Annotated in this window: 18 protein-coding genes; 11 read left to right on the top strand and 7 right to left on the bottom strand. The window is 36.9% G+C overall.

Translation table 11 applies throughout. The annotated features are described in order from the left end of the window. The first annotated feature begins 114 nt into the window (after nt 1–114). The 9 genes from AB1K81_RS15835 (at nt 115) to lepB (ending at nt 7,631) form a co-directional block, all read left to right on the top strand. The gene (locus tag AB1K81_RS15835; protein WP_412977650.1) at nt 115–1,593 is read left to right on the top strand and encodes a SulP family inorganic anion transporter; all 1,479 of its coding nucleotides are present in this window, start codon (nt 115–117) and stop codon (nt 1,591–1,593) included. 246 nt (nt 1,594–1,839) lie between these two features. Next, complete coding sequence (locus AB1K81_RS15840) at nt 1,840–2,232, top strand: VOC family protein (RefSeq protein WP_412977651.1); 393 nt, start codon at nt 1,840–1,842, stop codon at nt 2,230–2,232. Nucleotides 2,233–2,251: 19 nt separating this feature from the next. Continuing rightward, a complete protein-coding gene (locus AB1K81_RS15845; RefSeq protein ID WP_412977652.1) occupies nt 2,252–3,097 on the top strand; it encodes a DUF2785 domain-containing protein in 846 nt (281 codons plus the stop codon). An 11-nt stretch (nt 3,098–3,108) separates the two neighbouring features. Continuing rightward, entirely contained in the window at nt 3,109–3,669 is a 561-nt protein-coding gene (locus AB1K81_RS15850; RefSeq protein ID WP_412977653.1) for a GNAT family N-acetyltransferase, read from the top strand. Between the two features lie 76 nt (nt 3,670–3,745). Next, nucleotides 3,746–4,078 carry a PadR family transcriptional regulator gene (locus AB1K81_RS15855; RefSeq protein WP_412977654.1) on the top strand — a complete coding sequence of 111 codons (333 nt, stop codon included), beginning with the start codon at nt 3,746–3,748 and terminating at the stop codon, nt 4,076–4,078. Further along, nucleotides 4,075–4,701: an HAAS signaling domain-containing protein gene (locus AB1K81_RS15860; protein WP_412977655.1), complete on the top strand. Its 627-nt coding sequence runs from the start codon at nt 4,075–4,077 to the stop codon at nt 4,699–4,701. Before AB1K81_RS15855 ends, AB1K81_RS15860 begins: the two co-directional genes overlap by 4 nt. An 87-nt stretch (nt 4,702–4,788) precedes the next feature. After that, nucleotides 4,789–6,252, top strand: a complete 1,464-nt coding sequence (locus AB1K81_RS15865) for a DUF4153 domain-containing protein (protein WP_412977656.1) — start codon at nt 4,789–4,791, stop codon at nt 6,250–6,252. 11 nt (nt 6,253–6,263) lie between these two features. After that, entirely contained in the window at nt 6,264–6,974 is a 711-nt protein-coding gene (uppS, locus tag AB1K81_RS15870) for an undecaprenyl pyrophosphate synthase (protein WP_412977657.1), read from the top strand. 186 nt (nt 6,975–7,160) lie between these two features. Further along, nucleotides 7,161–7,631 (top strand): signal peptidase I, encoded by a 471-nt coding sequence (lepB, locus tag AB1K81_RS15875; protein ID WP_412977658.1) that lies wholly within the window; start codon nt 7,161–7,163, stop codon nt 7,629–7,631. Nucleotides 7,632–7,694: 63 nt separating this feature from the next. Here lepB and AB1K81_RS15880 read toward each other — a convergent pair whose 3' ends face one another. Next, nucleotides 7,695–8,030 (bottom strand): DUF3889 domain-containing protein, encoded by a 336-nt coding sequence (locus AB1K81_RS15880; RefSeq protein WP_412977659.1) that lies wholly within the window; start codon nt 8,028–8,030, stop codon nt 7,695–7,697. A 41-nt stretch (nt 8,031–8,071) separates the two neighbouring features. Here AB1K81_RS15880 and AB1K81_RS15885 point away from each other — a divergent pair, with 41 nt between their 5' ends. Beyond that, a complete protein-coding gene (locus AB1K81_RS15885; protein ID WP_412977660.1) occupies nt 8,072–8,458 on the top strand; it encodes a VOC family protein in 387 nt (128 codons plus the stop codon). A gap of 50 nt (nt 8,459–8,508) precedes the next feature. Here the strand turns inward: AB1K81_RS15885 and AB1K81_RS15890 are convergent, their stop codons facing one another. The 4 genes from AB1K81_RS15890 to AB1K81_RS15905 form a co-directional block, all read right to left on the bottom strand. Beyond that, nucleotides 8,509–9,006, bottom strand: coding sequence for a GNAT family N-acetyltransferase (locus tag AB1K81_RS15890; RefSeq protein WP_412977661.1), 498 nt, complete (start codon nt 9,004–9,006; stop codon nt 8,509–8,511). Nucleotides 9,007–9,018: 12 nt separating this feature from the next. Next, complete coding sequence (locus tag AB1K81_RS15895) at nt 9,019–10,152, bottom strand: conserved virulence factor C family protein (protein ID WP_412977662.1); 1,134 nt, start codon at nt 10,150–10,152, stop codon at nt 9,019–9,021. 76 nt (nt 10,153–10,228) lie between these two features. Continuing rightward, a complete protein-coding gene (locus AB1K81_RS15900; RefSeq protein ID WP_412977663.1) occupies nt 10,229–12,340 on the bottom strand; it encodes an MMPL family transporter in 2,112 nt (703 codons plus the stop codon). 106 nt (nt 12,341–12,446) lie between these two features. Next, nucleotides 12,447–13,022, bottom strand: a complete 576-nt coding sequence (locus tag AB1K81_RS15905) for a TetR/AcrR family transcriptional regulator (RefSeq protein ID WP_412977664.1) — start codon at nt 13,020–13,022, stop codon at nt 12,447–12,449. Between the two features lie 126 nt (nt 13,023–13,148). On the opposite strand from AB1K81_RS15905, the gene cypC reads away from it, so the two are divergent. Continuing rightward, entirely contained in the window at nt 13,149–14,408 is a 1,260-nt protein-coding gene (gene cypC / locus AB1K81_RS15910; RefSeq protein WP_412977665.1) for a CYP152 family fatty-acid peroxygenase CypC, read from the top strand. A 47-nt stretch (nt 14,409–14,455) separates the two neighbouring features. Here the strand turns inward: cypC and AB1K81_RS15915 are convergent, their stop codons facing one another. Next, nucleotides 14,456–14,893 carry an SRPBCC family protein gene (locus AB1K81_RS15915; protein ID WP_412977666.1) on the bottom strand — a complete coding sequence of 146 codons (438 nt, stop codon included), beginning with the start codon at nt 14,891–14,893 and terminating at the stop codon, nt 14,456–14,458. 2 nt (nt 14,894–14,895) lie between these two features. After that, entirely contained in the window at nt 14,896–15,363 is a 468-nt protein-coding gene (locus tag AB1K81_RS15920) for a YaiI/YqxD family protein (RefSeq protein WP_412977667.1), read from the bottom strand. Nucleotides 15,364–15,443 lie beyond the last annotated feature (80 nt).

Raw genomic sequence — 15,443 nt, forward strand, 5'->3', positions numbered from 1 at the left:
TCTTGGCTATTTCACAAAACTGTCATATTTCGTTATAATACCTCTTGTTTGTTACGGCCCCGGCTTTCGTGAGAGTCGAAAGTCAATAAAATAATAAGGAAAAAGAGGTGTATCATGAATTTAGCAAGTATTAAAAATGAATGGTTTGGAAATATCAGAGGTGATATTCTTGCAGGTATCGTAGTTGCTATTGCGCTAGTTCCGGAGGCTATTGCGTTTTCTGTTATTGCTGGTGTAGACCCAATGGTTGGGCTTTATGCTTCCTTTGCTATTGCGGTGACGATAGCATTTGTTGGTGGACGTCCCGGTATGATATCCGCTGCAACAGGTGCGACTGCATTATTAATGGTGACGTTAGTAGCAGAACATGGCTTGCAATATTTATTAGCAGCAACGATTTTGACGGGTATTCTGCAGATTGTAATGGGTGTCTTAAAGTTAGGGCGTTTAATGAAGTTCGTTCCCCGTTCGGTTATGATCGGTTTTGTGAATGCACTAGCGATTATGATTTTTATGGCTCAGTTAGAGCATTTTACAGGTGCTAATTGGGAAATGTATGCGATGCTAGCAGGAGCATTAGCTATTATTTATATCTTACCGAGATTTGTAAAAGTAATTCCGGCACCATTAGTAGCTATTGTGGTTATTACGGCTATTGCGATGTTCACTGGAAGTGGTGTGAAAACAGTAGGAGATATGGGTGAGCTATCGCAAACTTTACCAATTTTCCTATTCCCAGATATTCCACTAACCTTTGAAACACTACAAATTATCTTCCCGTATGCATTATCGATTGCGATCGTTGGTTTAGTAGAGTCACTCCTAACCGCTTCTATTGTAGATGATATGACGGATACGAAGAGTGATAAGAATAAAGAAGCTCGTGGACAAGGTATCGCGAATATTGTGTCTGGGTTATTTGGTGGTATGGCTGGTTGTGCCATGATTGGACAGTCTGTTATTAATGTGAAATCTGGTGGGCGTGGTAGACTATCTGCTTTTGTTGCCGGTGCTTTTTTAATGACACTTATTCTAGTATTTAATGGACTACTAGTTCAAATTCCAATGGCAGTTCTAGTTGGGGTTATGTTCATGGTTTCTATTAGTACATTTGATTGGTCATCGATTAAAAATATTGCTAAAACACCAGTTACGGATACGATTGTCATGGTTGCTACAGTCGTTACTGTATTATTGACACATGATTTATCCAAAGGTGTTCTTGTAGGTATTATATTAAGTGCCATTTTCTTTGCCTCTAAGATTTCTAAAGTGAAAGTTTCTACTTTAGTAAGTAATGAGAGTCAAGTTAAAGTCTACCGAGTTTCTGGACAACTATTCTTTGCATCTGTTACCGACTTTGTGGAGAGCTTTAATTACAAAGAAGATGTAAAGGAAGTAAAATTAGACCTATCCAATGCACATATTTGGGATGATTCTGGTGTTGGTGCAATTGACAAGGTTGCACAGAAATATCATCAAAATGGTGTGACAGTAGAAGTCGTTGGATTGAATGATGAAAGTAATAAATTAGTGGATAAGCTTGCAAATTACAACAAGCCAGGTGGATTGGAAAAAGCTGCTAGTCACTAAATAGGATGAGAGTTAACTTAGGTTAACTCTCTTTTTGCGTTCGCTGATATTTTGGGAAGAACGGCTGATTAATTTTTGTGAGCGCTGCAAAATAAAAAATTTCCGCTGATATAAGCCATAAAGCACTAATAAAACGGAATAAATCGCTGATATCTCCAAAAGCCGTATTAAATTCCATTTAAAAAAAGGATTTTCATAACGGAAAATAGAATTGTATAAGATTAATACAAAATAGGGGGATAAATCATGCGAGGAATGTTACATCATATTGAATTGAATGTATCTAACTTAGAAAAAAGTACTGCTTTTTGGGGTGAACTTCTAGAAGAATTGGGCTATGAACCTTTTCAATCCTGGGAATCGGGGAGAAGCTTTAAGCTAGGGGATACGTATTTAGTTTTTGTTCAGACAGAAAAGAAATTCTTGGAATCCTCCTACCATAGAAAAGAGGTTGGGTTAAACCATTTAGCATTTTATGCGGACTCAAGAGAGCATGTGGATGAGATTACAAATCAACTAAAAGAAAAGGATGTCTCAATTCTCTATTCCGATAGGCATCCGCATGCTGGTGGACCAAATCATTATGCGGTTTTCTTTGAGGACCCAGACCGAATAAAAGTGGAGATAGTAGCACCATAATGAAAGTTAGGTGAATTCGATGAAAGCAAATGAATTAAAATCAATACTTAGCCAATATAAGGAATCCAACTTTCAAAACCTAAGTTCTTTACCGGTACCAATCATAACCGAGGCAATGCTTGAGCATATTGGTAACACGGATCCAATCTTGCGTGATTCCTTAATCTATCCTTGTTTTACAAACCTAATCATAAATGGGCATTATCCACGTCCAGAATTGAATAGAATAGTAACCGTTTGTTTAGATGAAAAACATTTATTTTATCGGATTAATCAAGACGATGAGGATGCGGTTTTCACAAGGTCCTTTTCTTCCCTCATCATAGCGGTATTGTTGTTTGTTAATGTGAAAGAGACCTTTATATCAGATGAGGAAATGGATGTCGTCGCTAGGAAAATCATCGACTATGTAAAAAAGGAAGAAGATGTTCGTGGGTTTGTGGAAGAAAAGGGATGGGCACATAGTATTGCCCATATTGCAGATACGCTCGATGAACTGGTGAAACAGCCGCAATTAAAAGAAAGTAGATTGGAAGAAATTGCTCTACTTATATTGGAGAAAATGAGCTTTGATAAAGATTATTTCTTATTTGAAGAAGATGAGCGGATGGTTATTCCCATTATTTCTGTACTTCAAAAGGGGATTGATCCATCTTTCTTATATGGACAGATAGACAATATCGTGATTGAATTACAGCAGAATTATTCCCAAAATAATACAAAGCCGTTCATCCAAAGAACTAATTTAAAACAATTTCTAAGAAGTCTCCTGTTACATTTAGAAGTTTTGAATAAACAGGAAAAATTATGTGAGCACCTGAGGAGTGCGCTGAAATCTATTAATCAACCATACTATAACCTATAGGGGGTACTTTCATGAATCCAATATTAATTGATTTTCCTAGTGAATTTGAAACAGAAAGACTACACATTCGGATGCCAATGCCTGGTGACGGGAAGGTAGTTCATGAATCGAAGCAAGCTTCAAAGAATGAGCTTTTACCTTGGATGCCATGGGCACAGCGTGAAGAAAGTGAAGAGGATGCCGAAATTAATATCCGGGAAGCGCATGTGAATTTTTTAAATCGGGAGGATTTGCGATTATTAGTCTTTCATAAAGAAACAGGTGTTTTAATCGCTAATTCGGGACTGCATCGCATTGACTGGGATGTGCGTAAATTCGAGATTGGTTACTGGATTGATACGCGCTATAGCGGGAAAGGCTATATGACAGAGGCTGCAAAAGGTATTGCAGAGTTTGCTTTTCGTGAACTAAAAGCAAACCGTGTAGAGATTCGTTGTGACGTAAAAAATGTAAAAAGTCGTGCCATTGCGGAGCGACTTGGGTTTGAATTAGAAGGTATATTACGTCAGGATAGTCTAGATGCGTATGGGAAAGAGCTTCGAGATACATGTATATATGCAAAGGTAAAATAAATTCAATTTTAGACTTTACATATACCTCGGAATTCTATATAGTATAGTTACCTAATAATTCTAGGTAGGTGAAAAAATGTTTGATCGTGAACTAGTAAAGGGAAGCACATCGCTTCTTGTTCTACAGTTATTAAATGAACGTGATATGTATGGGTATGAGCTTGTTAAGGAAATGGATCATCGCAGCGGCCATAACTTGCAGATGAAGGAAGGAACGCTATACCCTGCACTTCATAAGCTAGAAAAGCAGGAATATATTGAGTGCTACTGGCAAAATCAAGAAAAGGGTCCTGCACGTAAATATTACCGTATTACGCTTGAAGGAAAGAAAATATTAGAAGCGAAGACAAATGAATGGCATCGATATGTTCAGGTGATGAATAGTCTAATTGGGAGAAGTGAATCGTGACGACCAGTGATAAACGTTTTTTCCAAGAGCTTGATCAAGTTCTTGGAAAACATCCTGAAAAAGAGGAAATCATCGCGGAATACAGGTCCCATGTTTATGAACTTCTGAGCGAAGAGGATATTCAGGATGTCTATCATGAAATTGTAAAGCGATTAGGAACACCTGAAGAGATTGCAGCAATTTGGAAAGATGAAGCTAAAGTAACGCCAAAGAAGATGCAACTGTTGTTTGTTATATTAAATGTTCTTATTTTTCTTGGTGGAATTATCCTTACGATCATTTATAATGTGTATCACGTTGAGTGGATAGAAGTTTTGTGGAAGAGATTAACGGCAGTACCTTCCATCATTATTATGGTGTATATGGCATTTTGGGGCTTGCTCGGGTATGAGATTGGAAAAGAATTTGGTAGCGGTGGATTGAAAATACTTCGCAGAACCTTTACATATGCAATCATCCCAAATCTTGTGTTAATGTATTTAATCGTATTTAAGCTTATCCCCCGTGACTGGTTTCAGCCATTACTGAGTGGACCATTTATTGTAGCGTGTATTGTCTTAACGATTGTGTTGTATCCGATAAGTTGGATTGGATATCGCTGGGGGAGGAAAGCTTCGGTTTAGCACCTAACCTAGTGGTATCAACAAATTCTTATGTTTATATACCTAGAAAAACTATGTATATAGAAAGGCTAAATGGTGGTGAAATAAATGAAGCAACGGCAAAGAACTTTTTTATTTTTATTAATTTGTTTAGGACTCGGTATATTGGCTGAACTGTGCTTCTTCCATGGTGTAATTGGAATATCCTATCCGATTTTTATCGCAGCATTTTATGCAGTCCTGTATTATCGCTTAGGATTTAAAGTGTCCCATCGACGAATTGGCTTGCTACTTATGGTCATGATTTGGGTCTTATCTGCGTCATTTTTATTCTATGATAATGAATTTTTTTACGGTATAAATATTTTCGTGATTCCGGTTTTCGTATTTGTTCATATTGTTTTAATTACGACCCCGAACCATGTGGATTGGGTATCACTTGTTTTCTTTAACCGAGTTGTACAAAAGATATCGCAAACATTTAGTTATGTTAAAAGATGGCTGAAGATTAGTTTCAAACGAACGTTATTTAGACAAATGAGTAACGAAACTAGTAATACGATAAAAAGAATTGTAAAAGGGCTATTTGTTGGAGTACCTTTGTTAATCGTTATAACCATATTATTAATATCAGCGGATGAGAAATTTGCTAATATTATGATGGAAATCCCAGAATTTATATTGAAGTTAAACTTTCTGGAGTATTTCTTCCGCTTTGGCGCAGCGTTAATGTTATCCTTATTGTTCTTTGGGGCTTTCCAAACATTAAAGAAACGGTATGTTCTACCTTTAGGAAGACAAACAGTTCAATCGGAAAAAGTTACATGGGATAGTGTAATTGCTGGAACTATTTTAGTGTTGCTAAATGCGATCTATTTATTGTTTGTAGTGATTCAATTTACGTATTTCTTTGGAGATGCACTTCATGAAGATTATACGTATGCGGAGTATGCCAGAAGAGGTTTTTTTGAGTTAGTATTAGTTACGGTAATTAACTGGACGCTATTATTAATTTGCTTGAAGCTTGTGAAGGCTGGGAAAAAAGGGTATGGCTTTTTTATGAAGGCAATGTATTCTTTGTTAATTGTAGCTAGTGGGTTCATGCTTGCTTCAGCATATATTCGTTTAAGTGCCTATGAAGCAGCTTATGGGTTCACATTGGACCGAATTTTAGCTCATACATTTATGCTGTTCTTAATGGTTATTTTTGCTTATACATTAATTCGCGTTTGGTTAGAAGGGATATCTATTGCCCACTTCTATATTATCGCAGGATTGTTGTTTTACACGGGTCTGAATACGATCAACTTGGAAGAGGTCATCGTGGATAACAATTTAAATCGATATGAGGAAACAGGGAAAATCGATATATACTACTTAGATTCACTTTCCTACTCAGGTATTGATGGTTTAATTACCTTATATGAAAAAGACCCGAATTATCCAGAATTAAGCGTTATGTTAGAGCACAGAAAAGAAATGATCGAACATCTTCGTTTAGATACATGGCAATCATTTAATTTCAAGAAACAACAAGTGGTAAAAAGACTTCAAGAGCTTGAATTAAAGTAAGGAGGAGCCAAATGAATACTATTCCTAATCATGTCGCTATTATTATGGATGGAAATGGTCGTTGGGGAAAACTTAGAGGGCTTAGTCGAAGTGAAGGGCATTATGCAGGCTCGCAAACGATGGAAGAGTTGATTGATGCGAGTGCTGAAATGGGGATAAAAATTTTAACGCTATATGCGTTTTCAACGGAAAATTGGAAGAGACCAAAGGATGAAGTAAATTATTTGATGAACTTGCCGATTAAATTTTTTAATCAAAAGCTTCCTGAATTTATGAAGCGGAATATCAAGATACTAATTTCTGGGGATATAGAAAACCTTCCAAAAGGAACGAAAAAAGCGGTAATCAAAGCGATGGAAGAAACAGAAAATAATACGGGGCTGATTGTGAATTTTGCCTTAAACTATAGTAGTAGAAGTGAAATTGTTCAAGCAATTAGTCGGGTTTTACAGGATGCGAAAGATCATAAGATTTCCATTGAGCAGTTAGATGAGGAGACTTTTGCAAATTACTTGTATACAAAGGATTTACCAGATCCTGATATGGTTATTCGGACAGGTGGCGAGAGACGTATAAGTAACTTCTTAATGTGGCAGTCTTCCAACTCCGAACTGTGTTTTGTCGATGAGCTTTTTCCAGATTTCAAGAAGGAAATATTTATCAAGGAGATAGTAAAGGTATTCGGAGATAATGAAGTCTCCTTAAATGAATGGGTTGTTTAATATATATTCCAAAATGATTCTGTTAATTATAGCAGAATCATTTTTTTCTGTTTAGAGTATGTCTCCGGTAGATACGTAGAGATAGAAAAAGATAACATAGAGAGGTTAATTGTCGAAAAATTATTAACACAAGAGATTTAAAGTCGATATATAGGTTAACTAATAAAGGAAAGAGAGTCTGTTTATATGAGAATGAAGAAATTCATCGGATTTGCTTTGTTATTCATAATACTAAGTGGTTGTCAAAACCTTTCCTATGTGAAAGCGGAGTTAGAAGGTAATTCTATGGAACCAACTATTAGCCATAAAGATATCATTTATATTGATGAGAAATACTATGAAAATCAGGTTGTCCAAAGAGGTGATATGATAGCCTTTTATGTTGACCAAAAGGATATGTATGTTAAAAGAGTCATAGGACTTCCAGGTGAAACAGTTGAGATTAAAGATAATCAAGTATTAGTTGATGGTATTGACGTGAGTAAAGATTATATAGGGGAAATTATAACTCCAAATTCACCATTAGTTATAGTTCCGGAAGAAATGTATTTTGTGTTGAGCGACAATATAGCTATTGGGATAGATAGTCGTCATTTGGGTTTTATAAGTAAAGAAGACATTGTAGGAAAGATTGTAAAGGTTGAACATAAAAAATAAGTGATGAGAATTGTTCAATAAATGGCCCAGTCATTTAGAACGGGCCATTTAATTGGATGATTATCAACTAGAGACTTCCCTATATTTAATATCAACTATTTCTTCCGTGTTATTATCAAAGGTTATATCGATAAAAACACCGAATTCAGTTTTAGGTGTCTCAAGCCATAGCTTAAATGTTTCTGTTGAGTTTTCAATGCCTTTTTTTCGACCAACATGTAAGTAATCCACGATGTTAGCATCTGGATACTTTTCTTTCACCTTTTGCATAGCGAGACGTCCCCATTTTGCATAGGAAGGCTCTTCTTGAGCAGATATTTCCTCTAGTGGTGTATGGAAGCTTGCTATTCCAAAGCATAAAACAGAGAAACTAAGTATCATCAGTATATATTTCCTCATTGTTATAACCTCGCTTAGATTAAGAAATGGGAGTGGATAAAATGATATTTGAAATGACTGTCCAAATTCGCGTGTCTGACTTTGAAAAAGGACTTCAGTGGTACCAATTATTATTAGACAAGGAACCTGACTTTATACCCCATGAAGGGTTTGCCGAATGGGAGCTTGTTCCTGGAAGCTGGCTACAAGTAGGGGAAGGAACCCCTGCTGAAAGTAGTGGACCGATAAGACTTGGTGTAAAAGATTTAGAAACGTGTCGTGCAAAATGGAAGCAGTTAGGGATTGAAGGTGTGGAGATTCATTCGAGGGAAGAGGTTCCTGTTAAGTGGTGCACTTTTGCTGACCCTTGGGGGAATTTGATTGGGTTCTTTGAGTATTTGGATAAAACAGAGGAAAAGAAACGCATAAAGGAGATAATAGATAAGTAAATAAACAAGCAGACTTATGTTCTAGTAGAGAATGAGTCTGCTTGCTTTGATTATAAAATTTTTGCCATATAGTATTCATTTAAGTAAGATCCATTTACATATAAAGAATCTATTTTCGTACCTTCCACTTCAAACCCCATTTTTTTATAAAGGGATACCCCAGCTTCGTTTTCTGTTACAACCGTTAATTCTAAACGATGAAGCTTTTGCTCCTTGGCCCATTGGTTGAGCGTTTCAAACAACAAACTTCCAACACCTTTTCCTCTATAATCTTGGTGAATGCCGACAACGAGATAAGCGGAGTGCTTCTTTCGCTTTGCATCTTCTCCAATTGCAAATAGATAACCGACTAACTGCTCTTCATGTTCCGCGATTAGAATAGTAGAATTCTCAGACTCCTGAAGGCGTTCGATCATTTTTTGTTGACTGTCTGGAGAAATTTGTCTTTCATAAGGCTCCCAAAGCATATATTCCGAACTAGCCTCTACTTGTAAAATAAGTTCTGCAAGTTTTTTGGCATCATTTGGAATTGCCTCTCTAACTTTCATAATTTCTGCTCCTCACTGTTTATCTTTATTAATCACTTGTGTCATTTGATGCCATATCGAGCCTTTCGCTTCTTCTCCACCTTGAATTCGGGCTAAAGCCATGTTAACTTGCATTCGGACTTCGAACTCTGGGTCATCTTGTGCTTCAAGAAGGGCGGGAATAGCAGTTTCATCACCTAACTCATATAAGAACATCGCTGCTCGCCAGCGTACTAATCTACTTGTATCTTTTAATGTTTGAATCATTTCCGGCATTGCCTCTATAAAACTTAAGTCAGATAAACAATCCCCAGCGGTACGCCGTACGTTTACCGCTTTATCCTGTAGTGATTTATATAAAAAAGGGAGTACTCGCTTATCGTCAATCATGCCGAGATATGCCGTTGCGAGTCTACGAATGGATGCTTTTTCATCATCTAAAGCTTTATCTAAAACGGCTAAGTCATCGATAGTTGGATCCATTCGGTCAAGCGCGGCATAGCGTTCACGCCAATCCGGGTTATCAAGCATTTCGAGTGTAACCTTTTTCCATGGGGTTGGAGCTGTTTTATTATCGAGTGCATATTTGACAAGTTCTTTTAAACGGTCATCGTCATAAGAAGCAGAGATTTCTTCTACTACATCATTACCAATTTCCTTCATGTCACCATATCTCGGGTTTTGTTCGACCCATTTACGTTCCAATAACATATTGTCCGATGCTATAGATGCTTCCATAGCGGCGTTCATGAACCTTTCAGGTAAACCGAATCGTGCCTCGGTATCTCCTTCTTCCAGTTTTACTTGCATTGGGATGTAGCGGAACATTTGGATGTAAACTTTTACCTCACCATAATGGTCATCAATTGAAGCTTGGGTTTTATTCGTGTTGATTTCCGTTTCCTCCACTGAACCAAGCGTGCGTCTGACTTCTGGTAAAATTTCTTCCCATGGTGTTCGTGCATCACGCTCTAGTGCAAGAAAGTCAATCACACGATAAATTCCTTTCACCCCGTTAATGGTAAATAGTTCTTGTATATAGGAAGGGGCATTGGTTAAATCATCACCATACTTGTAGTTTTGCGTTTTACCATCAGGCATCACTTCATCTACATTTATTTTCATCGAATAAGGACTTGGTGTCGGTTCGATTGATACGATTTTCATAAAAAAATCCCCCTTTGAATAACTGATATAAGTTAATTTTATCAAAGGGGGAGTGTGTATCCAATTATAAAGCCAGTTACTTATTCGTTTCCTCTTCCTCCGTCTTATCTTTTTCAAACAGAACAATCAAACTCGGTAGCAATACCCCTCTAATTAGGAATGTATCAATCAAAATTCCAACTGCAACAATAAACCCAAATACAAATAATAATTGGATTGGCTGTGTCATCAGTACTGCAAATGTGGCAGCTAAGATGATCCCGGCAGAGGAAATAACGCCACCAGTATTTGCAACAGCAATTTCTGTTGCTTTTTTAATCGAGTGCTTTTGTCTTTCTTCCATAAATCTTGATACGAGAATAATGTTGTAATCAATTCCAAGGGCAACTAGGAAAATAAATGCATATACTGGTACTCGTGTACTAATCGTATCAATATGAAAGAGTAGATTAGTTAAAAACATACCTAGCCCTAAAGCCGCAAAGAAAGAAACGATGATCGTTCCCATCATATAGACAGGCATCTTAAAGGATTTAGTTAGGAAGATTAACATGATAAAGATTAATAGTGTTTCTAGCAGGACAATGACGAAGAGATCCCGGTCGTTTATATTACGATCATCAAGTGAAGACGCGGTCTCTCCTGCAAAGTAGATCGTCCCATCGATATTGCTAGCTTCTAAAATCTGATCAGCTTCTTCACGAATAGTTTCTAATGCATTAATAGATTCAATCGAATAAGGACTGTCCTGGAATGTAAGACGATAAGAAATGACCTTTTGATCATCGGTTTGACTCTCCATCCTAACGTTGCTTACATGCTCTTGGGATTGAAGCTTCTCAAGGAGGAGTTGCGTGTTATCCTCGGTAACTTCTTTATTGGATTCGACTAATACGGTCGTTGGAGCGAGGTCACCAGCTTCAAATTCTTTCTCTAATATTTCATATCCCACCCTAGAGGGCATATCTTCCGGAAAAGATTTTATTAGATCAAATTCGTACTTCAGATTCACATTGTAACTTGCACTAATTAAAATAAATAATCCAACAGCAATAATGGAAACGATTGGCTTTTTCGTTACAGCCTTGCCTACCTTACTCCAAATCGAGTTTGGTTTTACAGATTCTTCACCTACTTTAGGGATAAGCGGCCAGAATGATTTACGTCCAAAAATGGTAAATAGTGCTGGCACAAGGGTCACCGAGGCAATCATGATGACGAATAAAGCAGTCCCAAAGATTGGAGCGAAATTTTTATAATCTCCTAGTTCCGCAAATATAAGTATAAACATGGCTAGGAATACGGTCCCACCAGAATAAAAGACAGGTAAACCAGTACCTCTCATAGCCATTTTCATAGCGGTATGCTTATCCTCATAATGTTTTAATTCTTCCCTGAATCGAGAGAATACAAATAAGGAATAGTCAATTACAGCTGCAAATAACAGGACAGACATAATGGAAACGGATTGTGCACTCATTAAAAGTCCTGCTTTACCGAATGCCCCAAGAAGCTGTGTGACAATTTGGTACACAAATACAGCTGCCAATAAAGGAATCAAAGCTATTAAAGGTGAGCGATAAATGATAATTAATAATACTAGGATAATCCCTACTGTGGACAGAATTAATACAATGTCTGCCCTAGTAAATAGATCTGTTGTATCTACAGCTATACCGGCTGGACCTGTTATCGATACGGTAAGTTCAGTTTCCTCTTCAACAATTTTTGTGATTGTTTCGAGCGTGTGTTTTATTTCAGGATTATCTAGTTCGGAATCCAAGTTAACAGGAATTATGGCAGTTCTACGGTCTTCCGAGAAGAAGCTTGCTGTTGCGGGTTCTGGCAGCATCCCTATCGGAACAATTTCTTTGATTCCGTTTATATCCTCTTCAATAACCAGATTGGTAATGGTTACTAAATCTTGTAGTTGTACTTGCTCCTTTGATTGTAAAACTAGTATTGCTGGAAGTATGTCACGATTACCAAAGTAAGTAGCAATCTTTTCGCTAGCGATGACAGATTGCATATCGTCAGGTAAAGAATCAATACTTGTGACCTGATAATCCCGTACACTTGGTGCAGCAAAGGTTAATATCAGAGTCATAATTATCCAAGCTGATAGAGTTACCCACATACCTTTTGTAGTGGAAACATAATCCGTGATTTGTTTTAATATTTTTTTCATAGAATAACTCCTTCTATTTTAATTAAAGTAACACTAGTGTGACTTTAGAGAAAAAAACAACGAGAAATCCCGTTATTTTTAATAATTCAACAAAGTTACACTAGTGTCAATTACACTTAGTGAACATTCCGTGACTTAATACATCTTTCAGAATCTGCACCCATTCATGATGAGGAAGTCCGCTTGTGTTCGGAATATTAACTGTTTGGAAAATTATTCCTAGAATTAAGCTGTCAGGAATGTTTTCTCTTAACATTTGTTCTCTTCTTCCTATATCTATGAAGTCTTGTAACGAACTATACAGTTCCCTATGTAATTTTTCTAATTCTTCCTTGTTTTTAGCGACTTTTTTATTAACTGTTTGAATCTGCATACCAATGTCACGAATAAGATATATACTCATATCCTGAAACAGAATATCAATTAATGCATGAAACTGATCTAAGAAAGTATCCTTTTCATTTATCAACTTAAGATTATTTATAAAGTTTCGTAACTCAAAGAGCATATATTCACTTAGGAGTTCTTCTTTATTCTCATAGTATTTATATATTGCTGCTCTAGATATATTTAAATCATTAGCCAATAATGTAAAGGTATAGCCTTCATAGCCATGATTTAATAGTAGTTTTTTCGAAGTAGTATATAAATTATCTTTAGTAAATTTACGTTCACGTGCCATACAGTCACCACCTGTTTCTATTATAAAGTAGTTATCTTTGGAGTGAAAATGAATTAACTGTGTATAAAGATTTTGCAGGATAACAGACTAACAAGGTAAATTACTATTTAGAAACGAGTGATTCATATGCCATATCGAGAACAGATCCCCATAGATAAAGGTGTCGATAATACGGCTAAATTATTACTTGAGGGATATCAATACATAACCAACCGTAGAAATCGGTTTGGTAGAGATATATTTGAAACGCGGATGCTAGGTGGGCAGAAGGCGATTTGTGTTGCTGGAGAAGAAGCGGTAAAGATGTTCTACGACGAGGGAAAGTTAATCAGGCAAGGTGCTGCACCGAAGCGGTTAAGGCAAACGTTGTTTGGAGAGCATGCAATTCAAACGATGGATGGTGAGAATCATCGTCACCGGAAGGAATTGTTTATGTCGCTCATGACAAGGGAGCGACTGGAGGATATAAAGGTGATGATGAGGATGCTATTGAACGACTCGGTAGGAAAATGGACGCGGGAAAAAGAGGTTCAAGTTTATGGTGAGATGTGTCAGTTATTAACAAAGGCTGCGTGCGAATGGGCTGGTGTACCGCTTGGTGCGGATGAAGTTAAAAAGCGGACAAATGAACTTGAAGCAATGTTTGATAGTGGGGGAGCATTAGGCGCTAGACATTGGAAGGGAAGAAATGCAAGAAATTGTGCGGAAAATTGGTTGAAAAAGATGGTACAAGACGTACGAAATGGAGTAATAGAAGCTCCTCAAGATACAGCACTATATAAAATGTCCTGGTATCAGGATAAAAATGGGGAGCTACTAAATGAGCAAATGGTTGCAGTGGAATTATTGAATATATTACGGCCGATTGTGGCTGTAGCAGTATATATTACCTTTGGTGCATTGGCATTATACGAGCATCCGGCTGAGAAAGAAAAGCTTCGGACGAAACCAAGTGTATATTATGAGTTGTTTGTCCAAGAAGTAAGACGCTATTACCCGTTTTTCCCGATACTTGTTGCGAGAGTTCGTGATGATTTTCTTTGGAATGGACATGATTTTCGTAAGGGAAACCTAGTATTACTAGATATTTACGGTACGAATCATCACCCAGACATTTGGGAACATCCTTACACGTTTGACCCAGAAAGATTTAAAAATCGAGACGAGAATCTATATGACTTTATCCCCCAAGGTGGTGGCGATTACTATCGTGGTCATCGTTGTCCAGGGGAATGGCTCACGATTGAATTAATGAAAGAGACAATTGATTTCCTAGTGAATGATATCGAATATGACGTACCGAAACAGGATTTACGATTTAGTATGAGACGTTTTCCGAGTTTACCGAAAAGTAGGTTTGTTATTAGTCATATTAGAATTAAATAAGAAAAAAGATGATAAAAACGCTCCTTGTGAACGGCTTTATCATCTTTTTAATGCATTAAATTAGCCCTCATATCTTGAATGCCATGTTCTACATAGCCCTTTAAACAACATAACATATAAACCCAGCCTTCTTTTTGACCGAGCATCTTGGATTCAATTTCAGGATCTTCCTCGCTAAACCCCGATTCCGTAATCTCAATAATGGTACTTGTCGGATTGCTCTCGATAAAGTTGATAGTAACAATGGTCTCTTCATTAGATTCACTACCCCAAGAAAAAACAATTTCCCTATCTGTTATAACGTTTAAGATTTGTATAACTCCTTCAGCTTTGTACTCGTCATATCTTAATGTAATCGTTTTGCCTTCTTCCCATTTATCAGAGCTTGATGAGAACCAGTAATTTCCGATTTTAACAGGGTCCACGATTGCTTCAAAAATCTTGTTTGCAGACGCTGATATTTTCATTTTCGTGGTAATTTCCATTTTTACTCCTTACCCTCCCTTCTATTTAAGTTTTTTTGAATCGTATATTCCAATAATCCTTTAAATTTTTTACGATCTTCATCAGTAAAAGGTTTTGGGCCTTTTGTTTTTTGACCACTTCTTCTAGCTTTGGCACTTAAGTGACGGGTCTGTAATAATTGGTCGATATTTTCATTCGTATAGGCAAAACCTTTATGGTGTAAAACAAGACAACCTTTCCCAAGGCCAAGGGAAGCAAGGCCATAATCTTGTGTAATAATTAAATCAGATTTTTCCGCAAGCTGCATAATCCGATAATCAGCAGCATCGGCCCCTGTGTCCACATATATCGTTTCTACACCATCGACTTTTTCATCGTGAGAGAAATGACTAATGCTTTTAACTAATATTACCGGGATTTGATATTCCTTTGCAATGGAGATGACAATATCTTTTACTGGGCTTGCATCAGCGTCTACATATATTTTCATAATGATTCTCCGTTTCTTTATGTCTACTTCCATGTAAGCGAATTATTGTGGATTTGTCAAACGGTCTTTATCACAAATTT

Source organism: Ornithinibacillus jepli (assembly GCF_047228935.1).
GTDB lineage: Bacteria > Bacillota > Bacilli > Bacillales > Amphibacillaceae > Ornithinibacillus.